The sequence below is a fragment of the Williamsia sp. Y844 genome, assembly GCF_056786475.1.
On sequence record NZ_JBXCJB010000001.1, the window covers coordinates 63,844 to 89,667 of the forward strand.

The 25,824-nt window shown below is 63.7% G+C and carries 26 protein-coding genes and 2 tRNA genes; 8 read left to right on the forward strand and 20 right to left on the reverse strand.

Going from position 1 to position 25,824, the window contains the following annotated elements; translation table 11 throughout:
• Window positions 1–25 precede the first annotated feature (25 nt).
• From AC1TQG_RS00315 to AC1TQG_RS00335, 5 genes are all read left to right on the forward strand, one after another.
• The gene (locus tag AC1TQG_RS00315) at window positions 26–748 is read left to right on the forward strand and encodes a GntR family transcriptional regulator (protein WP_482134971.1); all 723 of its coding nucleotides are present in this window, start codon (window positions 26–28) and stop codon (window positions 746–748) included.
• Window positions 749–829: 81 nt separating this feature from the next.
• The gene (locus AC1TQG_RS00320) at window positions 830–3,658 is read left to right on the forward strand and encodes an AfsR/SARP family transcriptional regulator (RefSeq protein ID WP_482134972.1); all 2,829 of its coding nucleotides are present in this window, start codon (window positions 830–832) and stop codon (window positions 3,656–3,658) included.
• A 253-nt stretch (window positions 3,659–3,911) separates the two neighbouring features.
• Window positions 3,912–4,241, forward strand: a complete 330-nt coding sequence (locus AC1TQG_RS00325; RefSeq protein ID WP_482134973.1) for a histone-like nucleoid-structuring protein Lsr2 — start codon at window positions 3,912–3,914, stop codon at window positions 4,239–4,241.
• Window positions 4,242–4,795: 554 nt separating this feature from the next.
• Window positions 4,796–5,536, forward strand: a complete 741-nt coding sequence (locus AC1TQG_RS00330) for an MFS transporter (RefSeq protein ID WP_482134974.1) — start codon at window positions 4,796–4,798, stop codon at window positions 5,534–5,536.
• The gene (locus AC1TQG_RS00335) at window positions 5,503–6,195 is read left to right on the forward strand and encodes an MFS transporter (protein WP_482134975.1); all 693 of its coding nucleotides are present in this window, start codon (window positions 5,503–5,505) and stop codon (window positions 6,193–6,195) included. The genes AC1TQG_RS00330 and AC1TQG_RS00335 overlap by 34 nt, the downstream gene beginning before the upstream one ends.
• A gap of 29 nt (window positions 6,196–6,224) precedes the next feature.
• Here the strand turns inward: AC1TQG_RS00335 and AC1TQG_RS00340 are convergent.
• Window positions 6,225–6,301 (reverse strand) — tRNA-Ile (locus AC1TQG_RS00340).
• Window positions 6,302–6,521: 220 nt separating this feature from the next.
• Window positions 6,522–6,594, reverse strand: a tRNA-Asn gene (locus AC1TQG_RS00345).
• A 190-nt stretch (window positions 6,595–6,784) separates the two neighbouring features.
• Between AC1TQG_RS00345 and AC1TQG_RS00350 the strand changes: the two genes are divergently transcribed.
• Window positions 6,785–7,030, forward strand: coding sequence for a hypothetical protein (locus AC1TQG_RS00350; protein ID WP_482134976.1), 246 nt, complete (start codon window positions 6,785–6,787; stop codon window positions 7,028–7,030).
• A 22-nt stretch (window positions 7,031–7,052) separates the two neighbouring features.
• Here AC1TQG_RS00350 and dnaG read toward each other — a convergent pair whose 3' ends face one another.
• From dnaG to AC1TQG_RS00375, 5 genes are all read right to left on the reverse strand, one after another.
• Complete coding sequence (gene dnaG, locus AC1TQG_RS00355; RefSeq protein ID WP_482134977.1) at window positions 7,053–8,999, reverse strand: DNA primase; 1,947 nt, start codon at window positions 8,997–8,999, stop codon at window positions 7,053–7,055.
• Between the two features lie 49 nt (window positions 9,000–9,048).
• Window positions 9,049–10,344, reverse strand: coding sequence for a deoxyguanosinetriphosphate triphosphohydrolase (locus AC1TQG_RS00360; RefSeq protein WP_482137210.1), 1,296 nt, complete (start codon window positions 10,342–10,344; stop codon window positions 9,049–9,051).
• A gap of 1 nt (window position 10,345) precedes the next feature.
• A complete protein-coding gene (locus AC1TQG_RS00365; protein WP_482134978.1) occupies window positions 10,346–10,822 on the reverse strand; it encodes a cold-shock protein in 477 nt (158 codons plus the stop codon).
• Window positions 10,823–10,972: 150 nt separating this feature from the next.
• A complete protein-coding gene (locus AC1TQG_RS00370) occupies window positions 10,973–11,473 on the reverse strand; it encodes a hypothetical protein (RefSeq protein WP_482134979.1) in 501 nt (166 codons plus the stop codon).
• Window positions 11,474–11,540: 67 nt separating this feature from the next.
• Entirely contained in the window at window positions 11,541–12,929 is a 1,389-nt protein-coding gene (locus tag AC1TQG_RS00375) for a glycine--tRNA ligase (protein WP_482134980.1), read from the reverse strand.
• A 168-nt stretch (window positions 12,930–13,097) separates the two neighbouring features.
• Here AC1TQG_RS00375 and AC1TQG_RS00380 point away from each other — a divergent pair, with 168 nt between their 5' ends.
• A complete protein-coding gene (locus tag AC1TQG_RS00380) occupies window positions 13,098–13,427 on the forward strand; it encodes an ArsR/SmtB family transcription factor (RefSeq protein ID WP_482134981.1) in 330 nt (109 codons plus the stop codon).
• Window positions 13,424–13,837 carry a Fur family transcriptional regulator gene (locus tag AC1TQG_RS00385; protein ID WP_482134982.1) on the forward strand — a complete coding sequence of 138 codons (414 nt, stop codon included), beginning with the start codon at window positions 13,424–13,426 and terminating at the stop codon, window positions 13,835–13,837. Before AC1TQG_RS00380 ends, AC1TQG_RS00385 begins: the two co-directional genes overlap by 4 nt.
• Before the next feature lie 45 nt (window positions 13,838–13,882).
• On the opposite strand, the gene AC1TQG_RS00390 is transcribed toward AC1TQG_RS00385, so the two are convergent.
• The 13 genes from AC1TQG_RS00390 to hrcA all read right to left on the reverse strand — a co-directional run bounded on the left by AC1TQG_RS00390 (window position 13,883) and on the right by hrcA (window position 25,742).
• Window positions 13,883–14,287: a hypothetical protein gene (locus AC1TQG_RS00390; protein ID WP_482134983.1), complete on the reverse strand. Its 405-nt coding sequence runs from the start codon at window positions 14,285–14,287 to the stop codon at window positions 13,883–13,885.
• A complete protein-coding gene (locus tag AC1TQG_RS00395; protein ID WP_482134984.1) occupies window positions 14,280–15,101 on the reverse strand; it encodes an isoprenyl transferase in 822 nt (273 codons plus the stop codon). The genes AC1TQG_RS00390 and AC1TQG_RS00395 overlap by 8 nt, the downstream gene beginning before the upstream one ends.
• Entirely contained in the window at window positions 15,064–15,891 is an 828-nt protein-coding gene (gene recO, locus AC1TQG_RS00400; RefSeq protein ID WP_482134985.1) for a DNA repair protein RecO, read from the reverse strand. The genes AC1TQG_RS00395 and recO overlap by 38 nt, the downstream gene beginning before the upstream one ends.
• A gap of 63 nt (window positions 15,892–15,954) precedes the next feature.
• Window positions 15,955–17,331 carry a YhgE/Pip domain-containing protein gene (locus tag AC1TQG_RS00405; protein ID WP_482134986.1) on the reverse strand — a complete coding sequence of 459 codons (1,377 nt, stop codon included), beginning with the start codon at window positions 17,329–17,331 and terminating at the stop codon, window positions 15,955–15,957.
• A gap of 53 nt (window positions 17,332–17,384) precedes the next feature.
• Complete coding sequence (gene era, locus AC1TQG_RS00410; protein WP_482134987.1) at window positions 17,385–18,305, reverse strand: GTPase Era; 921 nt, start codon at window positions 18,303–18,305, stop codon at window positions 17,385–17,387.
• The gene (locus AC1TQG_RS00415; RefSeq protein WP_482134988.1) at window positions 18,302–18,676 is read right to left on the reverse strand and encodes a cytidine deaminase; all 375 of its coding nucleotides are present in this window, start codon (window positions 18,674–18,676) and stop codon (window positions 18,302–18,304) included. The genes era and AC1TQG_RS00415 overlap by 4 nt, the downstream gene beginning before the upstream one ends.
• Complete coding sequence (locus AC1TQG_RS00420; protein ID WP_482134989.1) at window positions 18,673–20,088, reverse strand: hemolysin family protein; 1,416 nt, start codon at window positions 20,086–20,088, stop codon at window positions 18,673–18,675. Before AC1TQG_RS00420 ends, AC1TQG_RS00415 begins: the two co-directional genes overlap by 4 nt.
• A 6-nt stretch (window positions 20,089–20,094) precedes the next feature.
• Window positions 20,095–20,646, reverse strand: coding sequence for an rRNA maturation RNase YbeY (ybeY, locus tag AC1TQG_RS00425; protein WP_482134990.1), 552 nt, complete (start codon window positions 20,644–20,646; stop codon window positions 20,095–20,097).
• Window positions 20,647–20,722: 76 nt separating this feature from the next.
• Complete coding sequence (locus AC1TQG_RS00430) at window positions 20,723–21,790, reverse strand: PhoH family protein (RefSeq protein WP_482134991.1); 1,068 nt, start codon at window positions 21,788–21,790, stop codon at window positions 20,723–20,725.
• 122 nt (window positions 21,791–21,912) lie between these two features.
• The gene (locus tag AC1TQG_RS00435) at window positions 21,913–22,689 is read right to left on the reverse strand and encodes an alpha/beta hydrolase family protein (protein WP_482134992.1); all 777 of its coding nucleotides are present in this window, start codon (window positions 22,687–22,689) and stop codon (window positions 21,913–21,915) included.
• Entirely contained in the window at window positions 22,683–23,444 is a 762-nt protein-coding gene (locus tag AC1TQG_RS00440; protein ID WP_482134993.1) for a 16S rRNA (uracil(1498)-N(3))-methyltransferase, read from the reverse strand. The genes AC1TQG_RS00435 and AC1TQG_RS00440 overlap by 7 nt, the downstream gene beginning before the upstream one ends.
• Window positions 23,445–23,454: 10 nt before the next feature.
• Window positions 23,455–24,612, reverse strand: a complete 1,158-nt coding sequence (gene dnaJ / locus AC1TQG_RS00445) for a molecular chaperone DnaJ (protein WP_482134994.1) — start codon at window positions 24,610–24,612, stop codon at window positions 23,455–23,457.
• Between the two features lie 95 nt (window positions 24,613–24,707).
• Window positions 24,708–25,742 (reverse strand): heat-inducible transcriptional repressor HrcA, encoded by a 1,035-nt coding sequence (gene hrcA, locus AC1TQG_RS00450; protein ID WP_482134995.1) that lies wholly within the window; start codon window positions 25,740–25,742, stop codon window positions 24,708–24,710.
• Window positions 25,743–25,824: the final 82 nt, after the last annotated feature.

The window sequence follows — 25,824 nt, forward strand, 5'->3', positions numbered from 1 at the left end:
GACCTACGAGCGGTAATTTGCACTGATGACCACATCGCGAGCGGCCACATCCCGAAACTCGCTGCGCAGGCGACCTCAACTCTCCGAGGAGGTGGCCGGCCATCTTCGTCATCTCATCATGACCGGCTCCATCCGCCCGGGTGAGTTCATCCGGATGGACGAAACTGCCGTCGACCTGCAGGTCAGTGTGACGCCGGTGCGCGAGGCACTGCTCACCCTGCGTGGTGAGGGGATGGTCAATCTGGCACCGCATCGCGGATATGTGGTCGCCGACCTGACCCGACAGGATGTCGAGGACATCTTCTGGCTCCAAGGCGTGCTGGCCGTCGAACTCGCGGTCCGGATCGCGAAAACGGTGACGCCGGCACAACTCACCGAACTCACCGAACTCAACGACGAGCTCAGGGTCGCGGTCGAATCCGGGCGTCCCGCCGACGTCACCACTGCCGAGTTCGAGTTCCATCGCGTCCACAACCGCATCGCCGACGGCGGCAAACTGGCTTGGTTCCTGCTCAACGCCACCCGCTACACACCACATGAGCTCTATGCCAATGACCCACAGTGGGGAGCAGTTGCCTGCGAGAGCCATGCGAAACTCATCGACGCCTATCGCAACGGCGATCGCGACGAGGTGATCGCGCAGACCCGACGCCAGTTCACCGATGGCGCCGAACGTCTGACCCGTCATCTGGAATCCATCGGCCTGTGGGCAGAGGACCCCGACGCCGACGCGACAACAAAGCGCTGAAGGCAATCCACGCAGCTGTCGCCCACGACTGGATCGACAAACCGATCTGACGCGATGGTCTCGATTCTCTATTCTCATGGCATGCCAGACATATCGGTGCGAGTACTCGGCGCGCTCACTGTCATCCGGGACGGCGAACCGGTTGCACTCGGTGGACCACTCCCCCGCGCTCTGCTCGCCCGACTGGTGATGGCCCGTGGCCAGATGGTCCCCGATACCGGCTTGATAGACGACCTCTGGCGCGACACTCCCCCGCGGTCCGCTCAACTGACTCTCCAGGGTTATGTGGCTTCGCTCCGCAAAGCGCTCGAACCCGAACGTGGTCGATCGGCCCCTGCGATCCTCGTCCGCCGCGGCACCGGATACGCGCTCACCATCGACCCCCAACAGGTCGATGCCGGCAGATTCGAGACCCTGGCAAAGGCAGGTCACGATCAGTTGGCCGCGGGAAACGCCGACGCAGCGCGGCACACGTTGGCCGAGGCCCTCGAATTATGGTGGGGCCCAGCCTATGCCGACGCCGCCAACTGGGAGTTCGCCGCCATCGAGTCCGTCCGCCTCGAACGCCTTCGCGACGATGCCCTCGAAGATCACCTCGCGGCCCGGTCCGATTGCGGCGAATACGCCGCGGTCACTGCGGGGCTCGAAGCCATCGTCGCGGCCGACCCGCTCCGGGAACGCGCATGGGAACTGTTGGCGCTGGCGCAGTACCGGGCCGGCAACCAGGGTGATGCGCTCGCATCGCTGCGAACGGCCCGCGAACGTATTGCCGACGAACTCGGTACCGATCCACGTCAGAGCCTGCTCGATCTCCAGAGTGCGATCCTGAACCAGGACTCGTTCCTGATGTCGGGGCAACCCGATCTCCGGGCGACACCGAAATCGGGTCCGACCGCGAATCCTGAACGCCCCACCGGGAACATACCGTTGGCTCTGACCTCTCTGGTCGGACGTGTCGAACAGATCAAGGACATCGCCGACCTCGTCGCCGAACAACGCCTTGTCACACTCGTCGGCCCCGGGGGCATGGGCAAGACCCGGGCCGCACTCGAGGTGGCCCGAGAACGCAAAGACATCGACGGCCCATGGCTGGCCGAACTCGCCGGCGCACAGAGTGCCGCCGCGGTACTCGACACGGTTGTCTCCGCGCTCGGCCTGACACTCAACGGCGGGATCCCGGTGCTGACGTCGCTGTTGCACGACCGCGATTTCCTTCTCGTACTGGACAATTGCGAACACCGACTCGACGAGGTCGCAGCGTTGACAACCGCGATCCTGCGCACGTGCCCACGGGTCCGGATACTCGCCACGAGTCGTGAGGCATTGGGTGTCGCCGGAGAATCGACCTTCGAGATGCCTCCTCTCGCGGACTCGGCCGAACTCTTCCTCGAACGTGCCGGTTCCGCCGCAGCCGACGCCACGCCCGAGGACATCGAAACACTTTGCGCTGCACTCGATCACATGCCGCTGGCGATCGAGCTCGCAGCCGGCCAATCGGCAACACTGTCGGTCCGGCAGATCATCGACATGCTCGACGATCGATTCGAGATCCTCCGCGGTGGACCCCGGACCAACAAACGGCATGCCACGATGCAGGCCGCCATCGAGGGTTCCTACCAGTCGTTGACCGTGAACGAGCGGCAGTTGTTCTGCGATCTCGCGGTCTTCACAGGCGGCTTCGACCTCGATGCCGCAAAGCAGGTCACCGGCCACCGCGGACTCCTCGCCGACCTGACCGCACTGGTGAACAAATCGATGCTCAAGGTCATGGGCGGTGATCCCCGCCGCTACATGATGCTCGAAACCCTCCGCAGCTACGCACAGGTGCAGCAGGATCCGGAACGCGCCGCATATCTACGTCAGGCCCACATCGACTGGGTGGTCACTCTTGCCACCGCCGCCTATCTGGGTCTACGCGGCCCACGCTGCTTGCAGTGGACCCGTCGCCTCGACGCCGAGATGGCCAATGTCCGCGCTGCGATCGACTGCGTCGACCCCCATTCGCGGACATATCTCGAGATTGTCGGCAATGTTTATTGGTTCTGGTTTCGGCGGGGTTTCGCCGACGAGGGCATGCGCATGCTCGAACCCGCTGTCGACGCTCCGACAAGCGTTCCCATCGCCACCCGGTCGCGCGCGATCGCCGGCCGCGCGATCATGTGCTACCTCGGCGCCGACCTCCCGGCCCTGTTTGCAGCATTGACCCGCCTCGGCGAGATCTGTGCCGAGTTCGATATCCGGTCCGATGACGGGGTCGAACAAGTCGCCCGCGGCGACGCCACGGTGACACTGGCCTTTTTCGAAGCCGGCTCCGGCGTGGTCGACGCCGCCCGGATACATGCCGACGAAGCACTCGAGATCGGTCGTAGGTACAACTCACCATGGACTGTCGGCGAGGCCTTGATGTCCTTGGGTACCGCAGACTTCCGCGCAGGCAACCACGTGTCGGCGGGTGAATACCTGGATGCCGCCGTCGCGACCGCACGCGACTGCGGCTACGACTGGCTGGGCGCATCCGCACTCTGGATACATGCCAAAAGTGATATCGCCCAAGGGAAGTGGGATGGTCCCGCAGAGCGCAAGCTGGCCCAGATGGTCGGATACTGCGAACGGGCCTACGACCTCACCTCTTGGATGGTCGCGCTGTTCACATTGGCATATGCCCTTTTCCGGCGCGGGCGCCATGACATCGCGAGCCGTCTCATCGGCGTCGTCGACAACATGACCGAACTCACCGGCTACAGCCCGGAGAAGATGGACGTGGTCGAGCTCGCCTCTTTTGGTGCGACCATGCGCTCGGAGATGGACCCAGAGGTCTTCGCCAGCGAATCATCAACCGGCCGCGCAATGACCCGCGACGAGATCCGCGGTCTGGTTCAAGAATGGGCGGGATCAACAGAGATCTCTTGATCTGATTTCCATCCGTTTCCCTAACGTAATACGGACAAGTCGGTAGTGATCTGCCCACCGCTCGGTTGATGTCGGGATCCACGATCAGAGCGCTGTATGCCGATGTTCTAAGCCATCAGATCTATGCTTGGACTTGTCGAACCCCCAACTATTGCGTTCTTTTGCCTTCTTCTCAGGTCAAGTTGTTATGATTGACCTCCATCAGCCTCGAATTGGTGTTCGTCGGTCGCAAAAATGAGTGGAGAGTCCAGAAGTGGCTAAGAAGCAAGTAGTAGAGTTCATCGACGACCTCGACGGAAAGGTTCTCGAAGAATTCGAGACCGTGCGATGGGGACTCGATGGCAAACAATATGAGTTCGATACTTCCCCGAAGCACGCAGAACAATTCCGCCGGGTACTCGCCAAGTACCTGAGCGCATCGCGGCGTGTCAACACCTCCCGCCAGGGCGGCCGGGCAGCGGAGAAGGTCGAAAAGGCTCCCACACAAGCGATTCGGGAGTGGGCCAAAGAAGAGGGATACGAGATCAGCGACCGGGGTCGAATTCCGGGAGCGATCATCGAAGCATACGACGAAGTGCACTAGACATCACCGGATCCGAGCCCGCCATTGCGCACAAATAGGGCACGGACCACCGCGTAGCGCGGCCAGAACACGTCTGCCCCGACCCCGACCAGGGTTGGGGCAGACGCATTTGTCAGACCAATTCCCCGTACCGGCGATCTGCAGTCCTGACGAGCACCCCATCGTGCAAGTCACGGTGGGGACCACCTATTGCGCAGGTCACACTTCTCGATTTCCGGGGTATTCCTCTCGCTGACGACGCACGAATCCGCAAGGTTTTCGACTACCCCGCACACTCATCCAACGAGGGCCTCGTACTCCGCTGCAGCACAACATAATTCGTTTCCATCAACGATGGTTTCGTGACACCTACTGGCGCGCAAGAACTTAACGCCCATCGGCGTCACACCGCTCAAATTTCGCTCATAAGCGCTCCGCCTATTCGCATACGCTCCACGTGGGACGCGTGTAAGTGGAGCAGATCGATCCAGGCGGAGCATTTGCTGCATCAGGGCCGCCACACCGGCATATGGTGAATCCACCAATCCACCCTCTCAGGCCGCCTCGGCGACAGATTGGGTCGGCGCCGGCTGTACGTCGTCGGAATCACGATTTTCGTTATCGGCAGCCTTGTGGCCGCCACGGCAGACAGTGCGACCAGCTTGATCGTGGCCAGAGCTGTGCAGGGTGTCGGTGGCGCATGTGTCCTGCCTGCCACGTTGTCCACGATGAACTCCATCTTCCGCGGCAAGGACAGAGCGGTCGCATTCGGTGTGTGGGGTGCCGTCATCGCAGGCGTTGCCGCAATCGGGCCACTGCTCGGAGGCTGGATCACCACGGACTTCACCTGGCCATGGATCTTCATCATCAACGTTCCGATCGGCGTCGCCCTACTGATCGCGACGTTCGTGGTGGTTCCCGAAACGCGCGCAGGCGTCCTCGAACCGGGACTGGACGTACCGGGACTGCTACTGAGTGCCTTGGGTTTCGGCGCATTGATCTTCGCCCTCATCGAAGGTGGCACGCTCGGCTGGTGGACGCAGAAAGCAGATCTGCATCTATTCGGACTGACGTGGTCGACTGACGCACCACTGTCCGTGGTGCCGACGATCGGCACGATCGGGATCGTCTTGCTGATCGCATTTGTGTTGTGGGAGGGACATCGCGGGCGAGTCCATCGGTCCGCGATCCTGGACTTGAACCTCTTTCGCACATCTACATTCAGCTGGGGCAACGTAACGGCCATGACGGGGCGATCGCCGAGTTCGGACTGCTGTTCGTCATGCCTCTCTATCTCGTCAACGCGCTGGGTCTGAGCACGATGGGGGCCGGCTTCGTACTCGCGGCCATGGCAGGCGGCGCATTCATATCCGGTTCGCTCGCAAGGCATCTCACCGCACTCATCGGTGCCCCCGGGACGGTGATCCTGGGATTGCTCCTGGAACTCGTCGGGGTGATCGTCGTCGCGGTATTCGTCACTTCGACTGTGGCACCGTGGCTTTTGGCCCTACTCCTGGTGATCTATGGAACCGGACTCGGACTCGCTTCCGCGCAGCTCACCGGAATCACCCTGGCTGACATACCGCCGCAGGAATCAGGTCAAGGATCAGCAACACAGAGCACCGTCCGACAGTTGGGTTCAGCCATCGGAACTGCCGTGGTCGGTGCGGTGTTGGCTTTCGGGTTGTCGAAAAACCTGCCGGACACACTCGAATCAGGCGGAGTACCGCCGCCGGAAGCCACTCGACTCTCCGACGCGACACGGGAATCCGCGGGCAGTGCCATCGGAGCCCTTCGAGAACAGGGCGGCCACGGGCAACTGAGGGAAACGGGGCCGGACGTGGTGCGTTTGTTGTCCGACGGGTTTGCCGAGGCAACGCGCTACTCGCTCTACGTGTCCGCGGCCTTCCTGGCGGTGGGTCTGCTCGGGGCGCTGCGGGTCAGGGCGAGTGCCCGAAAAATCGCGTCGCAATGAGCCCGAAAGGGGGTCCAACCGCGAGACCATGGTGGGGCGGGCGGGGCTCGAACCCGCGACCTATGGATTATGAGTCCACGGCTCTAACCAACTGAGCTACCGCCCCATGTGCGGCGAAATCGTCGCCACAAACCTCGCTGATGCTACCGAGTGAGCGCCTCTTTCGCGTAACCCGCCCCCCGGCACGGCGCGTTGGCCATGCGCCGGCGAAGTGCGGACCAACAGCAGTCGACGATCGTGGACATCGATCACCGGTCCGTGGGCGACGACGGGTGCAAAAAAGGTCCAGATCTCTCGGCGGAAACCGGGTGACCTGGACCTTTGCGCTCCCCCAACTGGACTTGAACCAGTAACCCTTCGATTAACAGTCGAATGCTCTGCCAATTGAGCTATGGGGGAATATCTTGGCCCTTCGGCCGAAAAGAACTTTAGCGCATGAGGGTGGTTGAGTGCCAAATCGTGCTGGTGACAGGCATTTTGTAGGCCAGTTTCCCCCACCCTCGACGGGATCAGGCAGGATGGGAACACCACCCCGGCGGACGCACCGACGACGTCCGCTGCGCACTGCACCACGGAGGCCTGAGCACTTATGGTTCGATTTCTCGCTGCACTCGGCATTGGCTACGTCCTGGGGGCCAAGGCCGGCCGAAAGCGCTACGAGCAGATCAACCGGGCGTACCGCTCCATCGCCGAGTCCCCGGCCACCAAGAAAGCCGTGGACGTCGGCAGGCAGAAGCTCTCCGAGAAGATCAGCACGCAGCCGAAGCTGACGGAATTGCGGACCATCGATGAAGAGACGACCGTGCTCGGTCCGGACGAATACCGGAACAACTGAGCACGACGAACACCCGGCCGAACTAGGCCGTGTTCTCGTCCGGTCCCACGGCCAGCTCCAGCAGACTCCGCCGATAGGCCTCCAAGGCCACCAGATCGCCAAATAGAGCGTTATAGGCGTCTGGGTCGTCCCCTGGTGACATCCGGCGCAGTTTCGACTTCAGATCAGCGATCTGAGAGCCAACCCAGACTTCCTGGAGCCTGGCGAGCACGCTGCCGATGTACTTCGGGATCATGTTCTCCGACACCAGCATCGACTCGACCGCAAGTTCTGTGACCAACGACTCCAGAACCGCGCCGTCCATCGACTGACCGATCGTCTCGACCCACTGCGCTCCCCCATGGGATGCGCTGGTGCCCCCGGCAGCCTCGATCGCCGCCCGGATCAGCTGGTAGGCGGGCTCGGTGAAGCACTCCTGCGGCAACGAGTCGAAGACGGTCCCGGCGATGGCCGGATACTGCAGCGCCGATTTGAGGGCCTCGCGCTGGGCCCACAACTTCGGGTCGGACGGCCGTGGCCGCACCACTCCCGGGTTCTTCGCGTCGATATCCGGTTCGGGCACCGAGGGGGTTGTCGTCTGCACCCGCCGGTCCCGCGACTTCGAGGTGTCGGGGGCACCCGACCGCGCGACCTTCGCCTGCCTGACGGATTCCTCACGCACTCGCTGCAACACCTGCGGGACTTCTTCCCAGCCCACCCATCCGGCCAGCTGGCGCGCGTACTCGCCCCGCAGCGCCACATCACGAATCCGGGCCACAACCGGTACTGCATCGCGCAGCGCATGCACGCGGCCTTCTGCGGTGTCCAGATCATGGTTGCCCAGCAGTGCCTTGACCGCGAACTCGAACATCGGGATACGACGGGCGATCAGATCCCGGACCGCGGCATCACCATGGATCTGCCGCAGCTCACACGGATCCATACCGTCCGGGGCCACCGCAACGAAGGTCTGTCCGGCGATACTCTGCTCGCCCTCAAAAGCCTTCAGTGCCGCAGCTCTTCCGGCGTCGTCGCCGTCGAATGTGTAGATCACCTCGCCGCGGAAGTAGCTGTCGTCCATCATCAGCCGCCGCAACAATGCCAGATGGTCTTCGCCGAAGGCGGTTCCACACGACGCAACCGCGGTGGTCACGCCGGCCAGGTGCATGGCCATGACGTCGGTGTATCCCTCGACCACCACCGCCTGATGTCCCTTGGCGATGTTCTTCTTGGCGTGATCGAGACCGAACAGCACCTGAGATTTCTTGTACAGCATGGTCTCTGGCGTGTTCATGTATTTGCCGAGGTTGTCGTCGTCGAACAACTTGCGGGCACCGAAGCCGATGATGTCGCCGCCGAGGTTCCGGATCGGCCACAACAGGCGACGATGGAACCGGTCGATCGGTCCGCGCTGACCTTGCTTCGACAGACCGGCCGCCTCGAGTTCGGCGAACTCGAATCCCTGCGTCATCAGAGCCTTGGTCATCGTGTCCCAGCCGGCCGGCGCATAGCCGCAGCCGAACCGCAGTGCCGTGGCGCCGTCGAAGGACCGTTCCGTGAGATAGTCGCGGGCCTTTTGAGCCTCCGGCGACTTCAGCTGTTCGGCGTAGTACTTCTGCGCCGCTGCGTTGGCTGCCACCAGCCGCGCGCGGGTCCCGCGATCACGCACGACACTGGTGCCACCACCCTCGTAGCTGATCTGATAGCCGATCCGATCGGCCAGCTGCTCGACGGCTTCGACGAAGCTGACGTGTTCGACCTTCTGGAGGAACGAATAGACGTCGCCGCCCTCACCACAGCCGAAGCAGTGGAAGTGTCCATGGTTGGGACGCACATGGAACGACGGCGACTTCTCGTCGTGGAAGGGGCAGAGCCCCTTCAATGAGTCGGCGCCCGCCTTGCGAAGCGCGACGTAGTCGCCGACAATCTCCTCGATGTGCGTGCTTTCACGGATTGCCGTGATGTCACGATCGGGAATTCGGCCTGCCACGCAGATCAGTCTAGGCGGAACTCCTTATGAGTCCGCCTGCCCCCGACGTTTAGCCCAGGTGGGCCGATGCGCCCATGTTCTGACGATCCATCCGCTCGAGGCGTCCTTCGGTCATCGAGGCGATCTGATCAACGACGACCCGCACTCGAGCGGCGTCGTCGGCTGCGGAATTCCAGGCCGGTACCAGCAACGGATCCAGACCACCGGGCGCGGCGTGGAGAAGCCAGTTGGCCACCCGGTGGATGCGGTCACGCTGACGGGCCTGATGAGACCGGTGCCGCGGATCGGAGAAGATGAACCGCAGCGCCAGCGTCTTGAGCATCGCGACCTCGGCGGCGACGATCGGCGGGACGACGAGGTCTGCCTCATAACGACAGACCGCCCGCTCGGACGACTCTCGACGGGTGGTGGTGATGGCCGCCGATGCGAACCGTCCCACGAGCTCACTGGTCAGACGTTTGAGCGCCACCAACCGGATCATGGTGCCGTCGTAGGCGCCGACATCTTGCACGATGTCCATCGCCCACAACCGCGCCGCGGCCTCGACCAGAACGTTTTCTTCCAGGTCCGGGAATTCCTTTAGGCCCACTGCGGCCAGATCGCGCTGTTCGGTCCGGTCACCGAGGCTGCGAAGATCGATACGCCCGGCCATCACACCGTCTTCGACGTCGTGGACGGAGTACGCGACATCGTCGGACCAGTCCATCACCTGACACTCGAGCGACTGCCGGGTATCGGTACGACCGTTCCGGATCCACGCCAGCGCGGCGGCATCGTCGTCGTACGCACCGAACTTGCTACCGGGCTTCTTGCGTGTCCACGGATATTTCAACGTGGCATCGAGCGACGCCCGCGTCAGGTTCAGCCCGACGCTACGGCCTTGCGAATCAAGGAGTTTCGGCTCGAGCCTGGTCAGGATGCGCAAGTTCTGCGCGTTGCCCTCGAACCCGCCGAACGCACTGGCGACCTCGTCCAGCGCCCGTTCACCGTTGTGTCCGTACGGCGGATGGCCGATGTCGTGCGCCAGTCCGGCCAGCTCGACCAGATCCGGATCGCAACCGATACCGATGGCGATGCCCCGCCCGATCTGACCCACTTCCAATGAATGGGTCAGTCGGGTACGCGGGGTATCACCTTCGTGTGGACCCACGACCTGGGTCTTGTCGGCCAACCGGCGCAGTGCCGCGCAGTGCAGTACGCGAGCGCGGTCGCGGGCGAACGCACTGCGGTAGTCATTGCGGGTGCCGGTCAGCCCAGCAACCTTCACGCCCTCCGGAATCGGCCGCTCTACGTCGGATTCGTCGTAGTCGGCACGGAGAACCGCGGGCGGTGTATCCGCCGACAAGTCAGTCAAGCACCCAGCCGCGAGCGATCGCGAAATCGGTGACACGCTGACGGATCGCCAGGATCTGGGTTGCGGTCAAGGTTCCGGAGGCATCGAGCAGCAGCTCGGTGATCTCCTCCGAGAACGCACCCGAATCGAGCGTCGCCGAATCATTGCTACGCGACGGCCGACGACGATCGTCACGACCGGCGCCACGGCTCTCCTCATGGCGACGTTCCGGACGTGCCCGCTCTTCGCGACGCGGACGCTCGGGTGCGGCACCGGCAGGCGCCGCTCCGGTCACCACGAGATTGACCGCCTTGGATCCACGGTCGGTCTCTTCGATGTCGAACTCGACCTCAGCGCCCGGTTTGAGGGAACTCTCGTCGATGTCGATGTCGTTGATATGCAGGAAGACATCCGAGCCGCCGGCATCAGGCGCCAAGAATCCGAAGCCCTTGTTGGCGTCGAAATGAACGATTTTTCCACTCACAGACACGGTTTACCCACTCTCTCGCCGCATATACCGACCTCACCCCATGTGTGGCCGAACGGCTTGCCCAACCTTCAGTATCTCAGATACCGGCCGGTTCATACACCCAACCGGCCACGGGCCTGCCGAATCGACTGCGAAAGTGACGCGCGTGGGCTAACGGTGGTCCTTCTTGGCCTGGCGTCGCTTACCCGCAGCCTTCGAAGAGGCCTCGTATTTTTTGCGGCCGGATGACTTACGCGTCGCATCGACACGGTCTTTGCCTGCGGAGATGACCTTGCCCTTGCCCTCGGCCGACCCGCTGAACGACTTACCGTCGCCTTTGGCCTGACCCAGGCGAAGGTCCTTGAGGTCGGCAGCGCTCTTCTTCGCAATCACCCCGAGCTGACGACTGACCCGCGACAATGCGGCCTCGAACACTTCGGCTCGGGCCGCATTGTCGGCGTTGGCGGGACGCGCGACGCCCCGGCCACCCTTCTTGGTGACCTTGGCGGCGCCCGCCTGCCGATAGTTCTTCACATGCTTGTTCCGCGCCCGCCGCGTGCGCATGTGCAGGTCGATCAGAGCGTCCTCATCGAGATCCGCGAGTTTCTTCCGTTTGGTCTTCCGGACCAGACGGTATTCCTCGTCGGACAATGACCTGTGGATCTTCTTCATCAGTCGCTCCGACCTCTACGTGTCAGCCTCGTTGCCGTTTGGCGATCATAAGCAATCGAAGCGGATCTCAGCAGCCGATCAGCCGGACTGCCAGGTAGTCGACAACCTTGTCCAGGGCGACGCGTTCCTGCGTCATGGTGTCGCGCTCGCGCACGGTGACCGCCTGATCGTCGAGTGTTTCGAAGTCGACCGTGACGCAGAACGGTGTACCGATCTCGTCCTGACGGCGGTAACGCTTGCCGATGCCCTGGGCGTCGTCGAATTCGACGTTCCAGTTCTGCCGGAGCTCGGCGGCCAGCGCCTTCGCCTTGGGCGAGAGCTGCTCGTTACGCGAGAGCGGGAGCACCGCGACCTTGACCGGCGCGAGTCGACGGTCGATCTTCAGTACCGTTCGAGTGTCGGTGCCGCCCTTGGCGTTCGGCACCTGCTCCTCGGTGTAGGCATCACACAGGAACGCCATCAGCGAACGCGTCAGGCCGGCTGCCGGCTCGATCACGTACGGCGTGTAGCGCTCGCCGGTGGCCTGATCGAAGTACGACAGGTCCTCGCCGGAGTGCTTCATGTGGGTGCTGAGGTCGAAGTCGGTGCGGTTGGCGATGCCCTCGAGCTCGCCCCACTCACCGCCGGCAAAACCGAATCGGTATTCGACGTCGACGGTGCCCTTGGAATAGTGCGAGAGCTTTTCCTTGGGATGGTCGAACAGACGCAGGTTCTCCGGATCGATACCCAGATCCGTGTACCACTTCAGCCGGTGATCGATCCAGTACTGATGCCACTGCTCGTCCTCGCCCGGCTTGACGAAGAACTCCATTTCCATCTGCTCGAACTCACGCGTGCGGAAGATGAAGTTGCCGGGTGTGATCTCGTTGCGGAAGCTCTTACCGATCTGGCCGATGCCGAACGGCGGCTTCTTACGCGACGTCGTCATCACGTTCTTGAAGTTGATGAAGATGCCCTGAGCGGTCTCTGGACGCAGATAGTGCAGTCCTGCCTCATCATCGACAGGGCCGAGATAGGTCTTCATCAAACCAGAGAATGCGCGGGGTTCGGTCCACGCACCGGGCTGACCGGTGTCCGGATCGTTGATGTCTGCCAAGCCGTTGGGCGGCAGATGTCCGTGCTTGTTCTCGTATGCCTCGATGAGGTGATCGGCGCGGTAACGCTTATGCGTGTGCAGCGACTCGACGAGCGGATCGCTGAACGTCTCGACGTGTCCGGACGCTTCCCACACCTTGCGCGGGAGGATCACAGACGAATCGAGCCCGACGACGTCGTCGCGGGAGGTGACCATGTTGCGCCACCACTGCTTCTTGATGTTGTCCTTGAGTTCAACACCCAAGGGCCCGTAGTCCCACGCCGATTTGGTGCCGCCGTAGATCTCTCCACACTGATACACCAACCCCCGGCGTTTACAGAGGTTGACTACGGTTTCCACGAGATTGGTTTTGCCTGCCACGGATCACAGCCTATCGGGCGCCGCGGGGCACCTGACGCCCGGCGGGCGCCCGCCTCATCGGGCGGTGCGAACCCGCGTCAGGATGTGCTTGTTTGACATGGCCGCTCACGCATATGAAAATGGTTTCCAACAGCCGCTCGATTCCCCCCGCCGCTACGGAAGTGCCCTGTGACAAGTCAGCACGCAACCCCGGCTTCCACCGCCGTCGACAAGAAGGCGCTGGACGCTGCAGGCGAACTACTGCGGGCACTGTCCGCCCCCGTGCGGATCGCGATCGTGCTGCAATTACTCGGCGGCGGCCGGTGCGTCCACGAATTGGTGGGAACTCTGGCGGTACCCCAGCCACTGATCAGCCAGCATCTGCGCGTGCTCAAATCAGCGGGTGTGGTTCACGGTGAACGCTCTGGGCGCGAGGTCGTCTACTCATTGGTCGACGACCATCTCGCGCATATCGTCACCGACGCCATCGCACACGCGACCGAGGAGAGCGATTCATGAGTTCGGGTACCGAACAGCGCCCGGTCACCGGTGTCCGCTCCACCCGACAGCGCAGCGCGATCGCCGAACTCCTCTCCGGTAGCGAGGAGTTCCGCTCGGCTCAGTATCTGCATGACCAACTCAAGGCCGCAGGCCAGTCGATCGGGCTCACCACCGTCTACCGGAATCTGCAGGCGTTGGCCGATGCCGGCCAAGTCGACGTCCTACGTACCGACAACGGCGAATCGGTCTATCGGTTCTGCTCGTCGGCGCATCATCACCATCACCTAGTCTGCCGAGAATGCGGCAGCACGGTCGAGATCCAAGCCGACAGTGTGGAGCAGTGGGCCACCGACGTCGCCGCACAACACGGCTTCACCGACATCAGCCACACCGTCGAGATCTTCGGTCGCTGCCAATCCTGCTCGTGACCTCGGCCCGCAGGCGGCGTGTTCGGCCCGCTCGACGGTGATAGGTCAGCCGCGGATGGTGACGCCGACGTCCGCGCCGGTCCCGAGCACCATCAGCAGCATGGTTCGCAGCGCGTCGTCGCTCAGGGTTCCGGCCGGAAACGTGTAGTGCAGCAGCACATCTGCGGTCACCTCGTGGACCGCCAGTTTGACGGTGCCGAAGTTGGAGGCACCAGAGGCGGCTTCCACGTCGGTGCGCAACTGTTCGGTGACCGGTAGATCCCACGCCAGCACCTGCGTCAGCGACAGCACATCGAGACCCGGCGCCAGCGCGAGCGCCCTCATCGAGACCACCGTCCCCTGGTGGTAGATGGTCAGCGAATCGTCGTCGCCGCGCTGCACCGACATCTCCGGGGCCAACAGCGCTGCGGTCCGCTCGATGAGGCCGGACTCCCCGTTGTCCTCAGGCACCGGTAGACCCCGGTACCCCGCCGAAACGCCGGTCCCGGCTCGCATACTCCACGCACGCGTCCCAGAGGTCGCGGCGGTCGAAGTCGGGAAAGAGCTTGTGCTGGTACACCATTTCGGCGTAGGCCGATTGCCAGAGCAGGAAGTTGGAGATCCGCTGTTCCCCCGACGGACGCAGGAACAGGTCCACATCGGGCATGTCCGGCTCGTCGAGATACTTGGCGAAGGAAGCTTCGGTGATCCGTTCCGGATCGAGTGTCCCGGCGGCGGCACGACGAGCGATCTCTTTGGCCGCGTCCGCGATCTCGGCCCGCCCACCGTAGTTGACGCACATCGTCAACGTCATCACGGTGTTGTCCTTGGTGAGCTCCTCGGCGACCTCGAGTTCGCGGATGACGCTGCGCCACAACCGCGGTCGACGACCGGCCCACCGGACCCGCACACCCATCTCGTTCATCTCGTCGCGACGACGACGGATGACGTCGCGGTTGAAGCCCATCAGGAACTTCACCTCGTCCGGGCTGCGACTCCAGTTCTCGGTGGAGAACGCGTACGCCGACAGCCAGCCGACACCCATCTCGATGCAGCCGCAGACGGTGTCCATCAAGACGGCCTCGCCGCGCTTGTGGCCTTCGGTGCGGGGCAGTCCCTGATCGGTGGCCCACCGTCCGTTGCCATCCATCACCAGAGCAACATGCTTGGGTACGAATTGCGGTGGAATCGCCGGCGGGCGGGCTCCGGACGGATGTGGATCCGGTGGCCGGACCTCTTTTACCGGTTCAGCCTGCTGCGCTGTGTTGCGCCGTCGCGCGATCACGTGTGTCCTTCCTGCCGGTATCGGCATTCGCACCGGCGGCCGCCAGACCGCGATGAGGGGCCTCGCGCTCGATCAGCGGCAACGTGCGTAGCTGCCGTTCGAGGTGCCACTGCAGGTGCGCCGCGGTCAATCCACTGGCCTGCCGCCGAGCGGAGTCGGTCGCCTCGGTGGTGTGTTCCCATTGGCCACGGTAGAGCGCGTCCATCAGATCGAGGACGCCGGGTGAGGGCGTCGCCGATCCGGCCGGACGACAGTGCACACACACCGAGCCGCCCGCGGCGACGTGAAAAGCCCGGTGCGGGCCCGGATCTCCGCAGCGAGCGCAATGTTCCAGCGCCGGCATCCATCCCGCGAAATCCATGGCCCGAAGCAAGAACGCATCCAGTACAAATTCTTTGGGACGCTCTCCTGCCGCGATCGCCCGGAGTGCACCCACCGTCAGTCGTTGAAGGCGGTCGGCCGGGGCCCGCTCTTCACCGGCGAGCCGTTCCGCGGTTTCGAGGACCGCGCAGGCCGTGGTGTAGCGACCGTAATCGGACACGATGGCCGAGGCAAAGGTGTCGAGGCTGTAGACCTGGGTGATGATGTCGAGGTTGCGGCCCGGGTGCAGCAGCAGATCGACATGCGCAAACGGTTCGAGCCGGGCACCGAACTTCGACCGGGTGCGCCGTACCCCTTTGGCAACCGCACGGACCAGCCCGTGTTCCTTGGTCAGCAACGTGATGATTCGGTCGGCCTCCCCCAGCTTGTGCTGGCGGAGGACAACGGCCTCATCGCGATACAACCTCACTTGGTCAGTCTTCCACTCCCCACCGACCAACCGCACCGCGACATGCCTGCCCCGGATTTCTGATCACACTGCTTCGTGGACTCCCGGGTGAGCGGCCGGCTCCGGTGGACGACGGATCAGCCCCTTGCGGTCATACAAGATGCAGGCGATCGGCCCGGCGATCAGTCCGACCAGGGTGAAGATCACGAACATGACAACGGCCTCGAACAGACCGGCATCGACATTCGCATCGAAGTACAGGATCGAACGCAATCCCACGAATGCCTGGTGCAACGGTTCCACCACGGCCAACCCGCGGACGAACCCGGGCACCGCCTCCAACGGCACCGTGCCACCTGAAGAGGGTATGCCGAGGATGACGAAGTAGATCAGATTGATGATCAGGCCGGCGTTACCGAAGATCGCCAGGATCGCATTGGCGAGGACACCGATGCCGGTGATCACCAGCACCCCGAACATCCACAGCGCCATCTTGTTGGGTGTGTACATACCCACCCACTCGCAGATCAGTACGTAAAACCCCGAAACGATGATCGCGACAAGGAACATCGCCGACCACTTGATCACCATCGTCCCGAGCCGCGAGGACGGTAAGCGTTCGCGCAACCGGTAGAACGGTCCTATCTCGAGCGGCGCGAACCCGAGTCTGCCGTCGACGATGGCGGAGACGATCATCGTTCCGGTGAAACCGGCCAGGATCAGCAGCAACCCGAGGTAGAAAGCAGTCAGACCTCTGCCGGCAGAGTCCGGAAGCGGGTTCGCCTCCGAGGCCTTGATATCGATCGGTTTGCTGATGGCGGTCAGACTGGCGCCGGTGACCTTGACGCCGGCCGCATCGGTCTGTTCGACGAGTGCGGCAGTCAGCCTCTCGCCGAACTGGGTGTTCACCTGCTCCATCGCCTGATTGAAGAACAACGTGGCGATCTGCACGGTGAACGCACCCGCTCCCGGGTTCGTCAACACCTCGATCACGGGCTGCGGGACCTCGGTGTCGCCGATCGCCGAACCGAGAAACGCAAAGCTGGCCGAACTGAAGTCGGCGGGTACGACTATCGCTCCGTACGCCTTCGCATTGTCGAGCCGATCGAGCGCGGTCTGGCGGTCGACGACCTGCAGATCGAACTTACCCGGATATTGCTCGTCGACGCCGGCCTTGAGGCCTGCGATCAGCTCTTTGCCCAGATATTGCATCTCATCGGTGGTGCCGGGTTGCAGGGCCCCGGTGTCGGCGTCGACCACCACGATCGGAAAGTCGTCGAGGTACTTTTCCGGATTGACCACCGGCGCCATGTACATGAACCCGAGCAGGCCCATCACCAGCACCACAACAGTTACCGGAAAGGTCCACAGCTTCCACGACCGCAACTCCGCCGCAAGGCCGGCGTCGAGCGACCCTGGCGGAAGTTCGTGTTTGCCTTCCGGCTGTCCGGGTTCCGTCATACCGCCAATTCAACCCTGCCGGTACCGGGTCGTGGCTGCGAATCGCCGACCGGTCAGAAGCCGAGGCGCCCCATTTGTTTGGGATCCCGCTGCCAGTCCTTCGCGATCTTCACGTGGAGATCGAGGTAGACCTTGGCGCCGAGCATCTTTTCGATCTGCTTTCGGGCCACTGTGCCGACCTCCTTGAGGCGGGCACCCTGTTTGCCGATGATGATGCCTTTTTGGCTGCTCCGCTCGACGTACAGGATGGCGTGGACGTCGACCATCGGGATCTGATCGTCGCGGCGTTCGCGTTCGACGATCTCCTCGATCACCACGGCCAGAGAGTGCGGCAATTCGTCGTGGACGCCTTCGAGCGCTGCCTCCCTGATGAACTCGGCCATCAGTACGGTCTCGGGTTCGTCGGTGAGTTCACCGTCCGGATAGAACGCCGGACCGGGCTCCATCAGCCCGCGCAGGACGTCGATGAGTACGTCGAGTTGTTTGCCCTTGGTGGCGGAGACAGGAATGATCTCGCTGTCGGGCCCGAGGAGCTCCGACAGTGCCATCAGTTGCTGCGCAATGCGTTCGGGCTTGACCTTGTCGATCTTGGTGACCAGGCCGACCACGGGTGTCTTGGGTGCCATCTCCCGCAGTTGCTCCGCGATCCACCGGTCGCCGGGCCCGATCTTCTCGTCGGCGGGGACGCAGAAACCGATCGCGTCGACTTCGGAGTAGGTGTCGCGCACCAGATCGTTCAGGCGTTTGCCGAGCAGCGTCCGCGGCCGGTGCAGGCCGGGGGTGTCCACCAGGATCAGCTGTGCGTCATCACGATTGACGATGCCGCGGATGGTGTGGCGGGTGGTCTGCGGACGACTGGAGGTGATCGCGATCTTCTCGCCGACCAGAGCATTCGTCAGCGTCGACTTGCCGGTGTTGGGACGGCCCACAAAACACACGAAACCGGAACGGAAATCTTCGGACTGAGCTGTCATCGTTGATCCAATCGACGCGGGTTCCCGCCTCCTGCGTCCGCGACGATCGCGTACGCCGACGAGCTCACTTCAGTCAGCGCCGCCAGTCCGGGGTCCGTGTCTGCACGACCCCCGGTAGTCGCGGGACCGCCGACAAGCAGCCCCGCTTCGAGTCCTTCTGCACCGCTGGCGAGCGCCATCGCGATGGCCACCTGGAGCGCCGAGAGTTGTAGTGCGGCAAGTTCAACAGGTCCGGCCGCATAAGTACGTCCGTCGGAGTCGCGGACCGCGGCCCCGGAGGTCGCACCGGCCCGGGCCATCGCACCGCGGGCCAGGGTCAGCAGCTTGTTGTCTTCGGCATCAAGTTCCGATTCAACCGGTTCAGACGTCATGAGGCCTCCTCGTGCCGATCGGAACGTTCCGTGATCTCCGGCGAGTTGTCGGCCTGCTCAACCTGTTTCGTGTCGGACTCGTCAGAATCCGGTGCGCTGTCCCGCTTCTTCTTGCGCTTTTTCTTCTTTTCGAGCTCTTTTTCGGGGATCTTGTGGACCACCACGGACGCGATGCGAACGCGGCCCTGCCGGTTGGGTCCGCCTTCGGCAACCAGCCGCAGGCCGTGCATTTCGACGGTCGCACCGGGCAGCGGCACCCGGCCGAGCACGAGCCCGAAAAGACCACCGACGGTTTCGACGTCGTCCTCGTCGATCTCGACATCAAGTAGTTCTGCGAGGTCCTGGACCGGAAGTCGTGACGACACCCGGTAACCGCCGGACCCGTCCTCGAGCGGTTCGATGGGCGGTACCTCATCGCTGTCGTATTCGTCGTTGATCTCACCGACGATCTCCTCGAGCACATCCTCGATGGTCAGCAGACCGGCGACGCCGCCGTATTCATCGACCAGCACCGCCATGTGGTTGTGGCTGCGCTGCATGTCGGCGAGGACCTTGTCGAGTGGCTTGGAATCGGGGATGAACTCCGGCGCACGCATCAACTCCCGCACCTCGACAGCAGACGGCTGCGCAGGCGGAAGCAGGCGCTGGACAAGGTCTTTGAGGTACACGACACCGAGTACGTCGTCCGGGCTCTCACCGATCACCGGAAGACGGGAATGTCCGGAGCGCACGGCGAGCGAAATCGCCTGCGCGGCAGATTTGGTGGACTCGATCCACACCATCTCACCGCGCGGAACCATCACCTCACGAGCGCTGGTGTCGCCGAGGTCGAAAACCGACTGGATCATCTTGCGTTCCCCGGCCGCGACCACACCGGTGAGTTCGGCCATGTCGACGACCTCACGCAGCTCGACCTCGGTCGCGAACGGGCCGTTGCGGAAACCCTTACCGGGCGTGATGGCGTTACCGAGTGTGATGAGAAGTCTGGTCAGCGGCGTCAGGAGTACGCCGATGGCCTGCAATACTGCCGCCGAGTTCACCGCGATCGAATAGGCATGCTGCGCACCCAGGGTCCGCGGCCCGACACCGATCACGACGTAATTGATCACCGCCATGCCCGCAACCACGACCACGACGCCCCAGGCGGTTCCGAGCTTGTCCATCGCGTAGACGGCCGCGGCCACGGTGGCCGCGGTCTCGGCCGTGATACGCAGCAGCACTGTCAATGCCACGTACTTCGGCCGGGCGGACAGCACCTCCCGCAACCGTCGGGCGCCGGGGCGGCCGTCCTTCACCAGATCGTCCACCCGCGCCGGGGAGACGGTCATCAGAGCATTGTCGACAGCGGCAAAAAGTCCGCCTATGGGCACCAGCGCCACCGCAGCAAGCAGCGGCAACAAGTCAGAAAGCACCGGTGATCAGCTCTCCCCAGCCGGTTTGTCTTCTCCGAACCCGATGTTGTTCAAAAGCTTTGCGTCACGCTCGGCAACACGGGCGGCGCGCGCGCGCGACCGGCGGTCGTCGTACCACTCTTCGATGATCTGGCCCTGGAGTCCGAACATCAACTTCTCTTCCTCGGGCTCGGCATGATCGAAACCGAGGAGATGCAGCACGCCGTGCACGGTCAGCACCGACAGTTCGTGATCGGTGGAGTGCCGTGCGTTGGTGGCCTGCTCGGCCGCGAACTCCGGGCAGAGCACGATGTCGCCGAGCATCGACGGACCGGGTCCGGCCGTATCTGGCCGTCCACCTGGACTGAGTTCGTCCATCGGGAAACTCATCACGTCGGTGGGCCCTGGCAGATCCATCCACCGCATGTGCAGCTCTGCCATCGTCTCGTTGTCCACCAACACCATCGACAGCTCTGCTGCCGGGTGCACGTCCATGCGGCCGAGCGCGAACGTCGCGACGTCGATCAGCATCTCCTCCGGCACCTCGATACCGGATTCGTTGGCCACCTCGATGCTCATGCCCGCCTCCTGGCGTCGCCGGGGGTACTTCGGCGTCGTCGCCTCGCGTGAACTGACAAACTCAAAGCCGGGATCCTCATCGGTGTCGCCCATTTCCGGCACGGCGCTGGGCGCGGTTTCCGTGCAACTCGTTGGCGGCCTCGGCGCGCCCGTACGCGTCGACAATGTCGGACACCAGTCGGTGCCGGACCACGTCGGCGCTGGTCATGTGCGAGAAGTGGATGTCGTCGATGCCTTCGAGGATGCGGGCGGCAGCGCGCAGCCCGCTCTCGGAGCCACCGGCGGGGAGGTCGATCTGCGTACCGTCGCCGGTCACCACGATCTTGGACCCGAACCCGAGGCGGGTCAGGAACATCTTCATCTGCTCGGCCGTGGTGTTCTGGGCCTCGTCGAGAATGATGAAGGCGTCGTTCAGTGTGCGGCCACGCATGTATGCCAGCGGCGCCACCTCGATGACACCGGCTTCCATCAGCTTGGGAATGGCCTCGGGATCCATCATGTCGTGCAGCGCATCATGCAGCGGACGCAGGTACGGGTCGATCTTCTCGTGCAGCGTGCCGGGCAAGAACCCCAGCCGCTCGCCCGCTTCGACCGCGGGACGGGTCAGGATGATGCGGCTGACCTCTTTGTTCTGCAACGACTGCACGGCCTTGGCCATCGCCAGGTACGTCTTGCCGGTACCGGCAGGCCCCATCCCGAACACGATCGTGTTCTTGTCGATGGCGTCGACATAGTGCTTCTGGTTGAGCGTTTTCGGGCGGATCGTCTTGCCACGGCGCGAGATGATGTCCAGGCTCAGGACCTCGGCAGGCGACTGTCCGGAACCGTCGGTCAGCATACGCACGCTGTGCCGGACCAGGTCAGGGTTCAACTGGGTGCCCCGACGGACCACCGACACCAGTTCCGAGAGCACCCGCTCGGCGAGCGCGATGTCGGCAGACACCCCGGTCAATGTGACGGCGTTGCCCCGGACATGAATGTCTGCGGCGAGATGCGATTCGAGTTCTTTGAGGTTTTGGTCACCGGCACCGAGCAGTCCGAAGATGACATCGGGCGACACTTCGATTGTCGAGATCACCGCGCCAGGCGCCTTGCTTCCAGCCGCGCCGCTCCGCGCCCGGATCGCGCTGTTGTCATCACTCACGAAAAGTATTTCTCCTGCTCTGCCAGATTTGTCGGTGCTTTGATTCTACGTCCATCAAACGCCGCGATTCACATCAATATTTCGCGTCCTGTCAAGACCCTCATATCGCGTTGTCGAGGCCCTCATATCCCGAGCACCCGGACCGTTTCGCGATGCCCCCGGCTCCGCGGATCGACGAACACGTCGTGCCCCTCACCTGCGACCTCGATCAGCTCGGCCGACTGACCGGCCGCACCGGCGCGACGTACGTAGTCGCGGCTGACCTCGACCGGGACCGCAGTGTCCTCGGTTCCATGGATGGCCACCACGTGTGCTCCGAAGACCGGCTGGTCCACCGGCGAGGCATCGGCATATCGAGCCGGGAAATCGGTGATCGAACCGCCCATCAACGCCCGCAGGGACGGACGGGACGTGCGTTCACGAACCTGGAGGTCCAAGGGCGCGGCCTGGGCGATGACGGTGGAGATGGCCGACTTCCTGGTTCGGGCGCCGAGCCGCGCGGTTGCCCAGACGGCCAGCTGCCCACCCGCCGAGTGCCCGATGACGCTGACCTTCGACCAGTCGATCCTGCTCAGGATCTCCTCGGGCAGCGCATAGCGGACCGGTGCATCGAGTGCGGAGATCGCGGCGATCACATCGTTGCCGGTGCGTGGCCAGCCCCCACCGTCCTCGCCGACGCGGCGGTACTCGATGTTCCAGACCACCGCGCCGCGTGCGGCCAGATCACGCGCGACCGCGGTCTCGATGGTGAGCGCGAACTCGGTGCTCCAGAACCCGCCGTGGATGAGCACGATCACCGGCACCGAACCCGGCACCGGAATCTGCGGCAGGTAGACATGACCGAACTGTGAATTACGTTCCCCATAGGCGACTTTCACCCGTTTGACGGAGTTCACCACCGGGAGCGCACCTCCCACCGCGACGTGAGGGCACCGATCGCACCGAGTGCCACCGCGGCCGCACTCGACGTGCGCAACACCTCCGGGCCGAGCAGCACTGCCGTGGCGCCGACGGCGGTCAGATCGTCGATCTCGGAATCATCAAGTCCGCCTTCGGGACCCACCACGAGCATGATCTCGGGAACATCGAGTTCCAGCGAACGCAGGCTGGTGGTCGCGGATTCATGGAGTACCGCAACCACACCCCCGCGCACGACGACGTCGGAGGCCATCGATCGCACGTCACTGGTCCGGGCCAGCGGGGCGATGTGCGGAATGTGGGCCCGGCGACTCTGTTTGGCGGCCGCAATCGCCGCCGACCTCCACTTGGCCACACCCTTGTCAGCCTTCGGCCCAACCCATCTGGCGACGCAACGGGCACTCTGCCAGGGCACGATCTCGTCGGCGCCGGCCTCGGTGGCGAGATCGACGGCGAGTTCGGACCGTTCGGATTTGGGCAGCGCCTGAACCACCGTCACCCGGGGAACAGGTGACGGGGTGGCAACGGTTTCCAGGACCCGGGCATGCAGCGCCGACTTGCCCTCGGTGGCGATCACCTCGCACAGCCCGGTCATCCCGGCACCGTCGCCGAGGATGATCCGTTCGCCGACAACAACTCTGGTGACGGTGACGGCATGCCGTCCTTCGTCTCCATCAAGGAGGACGTCGTTGCCTGCGTCCGGCACATGGTCGACCCAGAACAGCGGTGGGCTCATCGCTGCGGTGTCAGCGCCCGGCGAATGCGTTGCGCAGGCGCGAGAACAATCCGCCGGTGTTGGACGATTCGCTGTTCACCAGCTCGATCTGATCATTCTCCGAGAGCTTGCGGTATTCCTTGAGTTTCGCGGTCTGCTGCGCATCGAGGCGAGTGGGCACCACGACATCGAGATGCACGTGGAGTGTGCCTCGCACGCCGGTGTGCAGATGGGGCATGCCCTGTCCGCGAACCTTCGAGACCTGGCCTGGCTGCGTGCCCGGTTCGATGGTCACCTTGGTGGATCCACCCAGGACCGTGTCGATCTCCAGCTCGCCACCAAGGGCCGCATCGACCATCGGCACCCGCACGGTGCAGTGCAGGTCGTCGCCGTCACGGACGAACACACTGTGCGGTACTTCGACAACCTCGACGTACAGGTCACCGGCAGGTCCGCCACCGGGTCCGACCTCACCCTGCCCGACCAGGCGCACGCGCATCCCGTCGCCGACACCGGCCGGGATCTTGACCGTCAGCTTGCGCCGGGCCCGGACACGTCCGTCGCCGCCACACTTGTGGCAGGGGTCGGGAATGGTCTCGCCTGCACCGTTGCAGGTGGGGCATGGTCGCGACGTCATGACCTGGCCGAGGAACGAGCGCTGGACCGACTGGATCTCACCGGCACCCTGACAGGTCGCACAGGTGACCTGCTTGCTGTCACCGTTGGTACCCGATCCGGTACACACGTCACACAGCACGGCCGTGTCGACGTTGACCTCTTTGCTGACCCCGGCCGCACACTCGTCGAGGTCGAGCTTCATCCGCAGCAACGCATCCGACCCGGCCTGCACTCGTCCGCGTGGTCCACGCCCGGAACCGCCGCCGGCGTTGCCGAAGAACGCCTCGAACACGTCACCGAGGCCACCGCTGAATCCACCGTTGCCGAAACCGCCGTAGCCACCTGCACCGGCCGATGCCAGCGGGTCACCACCGGCGTCGACGATGCGGCGCTTCTCCGGATCGGTCAGCACCTCATATGCGGCCGAAATATCCTGGAATCGGGCTTGGGCGGACTCGTCGGGATTGACGTCGGGGTGCAGCTCACGTGCCAATTTGCGGTACGCGCGCTTGATCTCCTGATCAGTGGCACCCCGTTCGACGCCCAGAATCCCGTAGTAATCACGTGCCACGGCGATGCGTTATCCGTTCTCTCTTCAGTTCCGGAAGTTCACCCAACCGGTGTCCGGAATATCTCTGTTTATTGGTCAATGTGCTTCGTTGCACGTCATCGGTCGGCGAGAACCTCGCCGACATATCTGGCAACGGCCGCGACCGAGGCAATTGTTCCCGGGTAGTCCATCCGAGTCGGGCCCAGGACTCCGAGCCCGCCGAATACTGTTCCCGAGGCACCGTACCCGGTCGAAACCACCGCCGTACCTCTCAGGTTCTCCTCGCGGGTCTCCTCACCGATCTGAACCGTCACGGTTCCGGTGTTCTGGGTGGCAGCCAGCAGTTTGAGGACCACCACCTGCTCCTCGAGTGCCTCGAGCACCGAACCCATCGCGCCTGCCATCGGCGCGAAGTCAGCGGCGGCACGGGCGAGGTTCGATGTGCCACCGAGCACCAACCGGTCGGCGGACCGTTCCACCAGGGTCTCGACCAGCACCGTGGCCACCCGGATGAACGGCTGGCGGAGATCTTCGGGCGCCTGGTTGGCCAGTTCGGCCACTGCATGCGAGGCGACATCGAGTCGCTGTCCGTTCAGGGCCGCCGAGAACATGTCCCGCAGCTGGGCGATGTCGCGGTCGCCCAGGTCATCACCGAGATCGACGATGCGCTGTTCCACCCGTCCGGTGTCGGTGATCACCACCAGCAACAACCGGGACGGTGTCAGCGAGACCACCTCGAGATGGCGTACCGCCGACGACGAGAGCACCGGGTACTGGATCACCGCCACCTGGCGGGTCAGCTGCGCCAGCAATTGCACCGAACGCCGCAGCACGTCATCGAGATCGACGCCGGAGTCGAGGAAGCTCAGGATCGCGCGGCGCTCGATCTTCGAGATCGGCTTGACCTCGCTGATCCGGTCGACGAACAACCGGTAACCCTTGTCCGTTGGCACTCGCCCCGAACTCGTGTGCGGCTGCGTGATGTAGCCCTCGGCCTCGAGTACCGCCATGTCGTTCCGGACTGTGGCACTCGACACACCGAGATGGTGACGATCGACCAGCGCCTTGGATCCGATCGGTTCCTGCGTGGCGACGTAGTCGGTCACGATCGCGCGCAGAACCTCGAAACGACGGTCCTCAGTGCTCGACACGAGCGGTCACCTCCAGCCCTCACGTTGGCGTTTGCGTGTTCGGTGAGGGACGTATTCGCCCTCACGGCGTTTGACCAGTCTA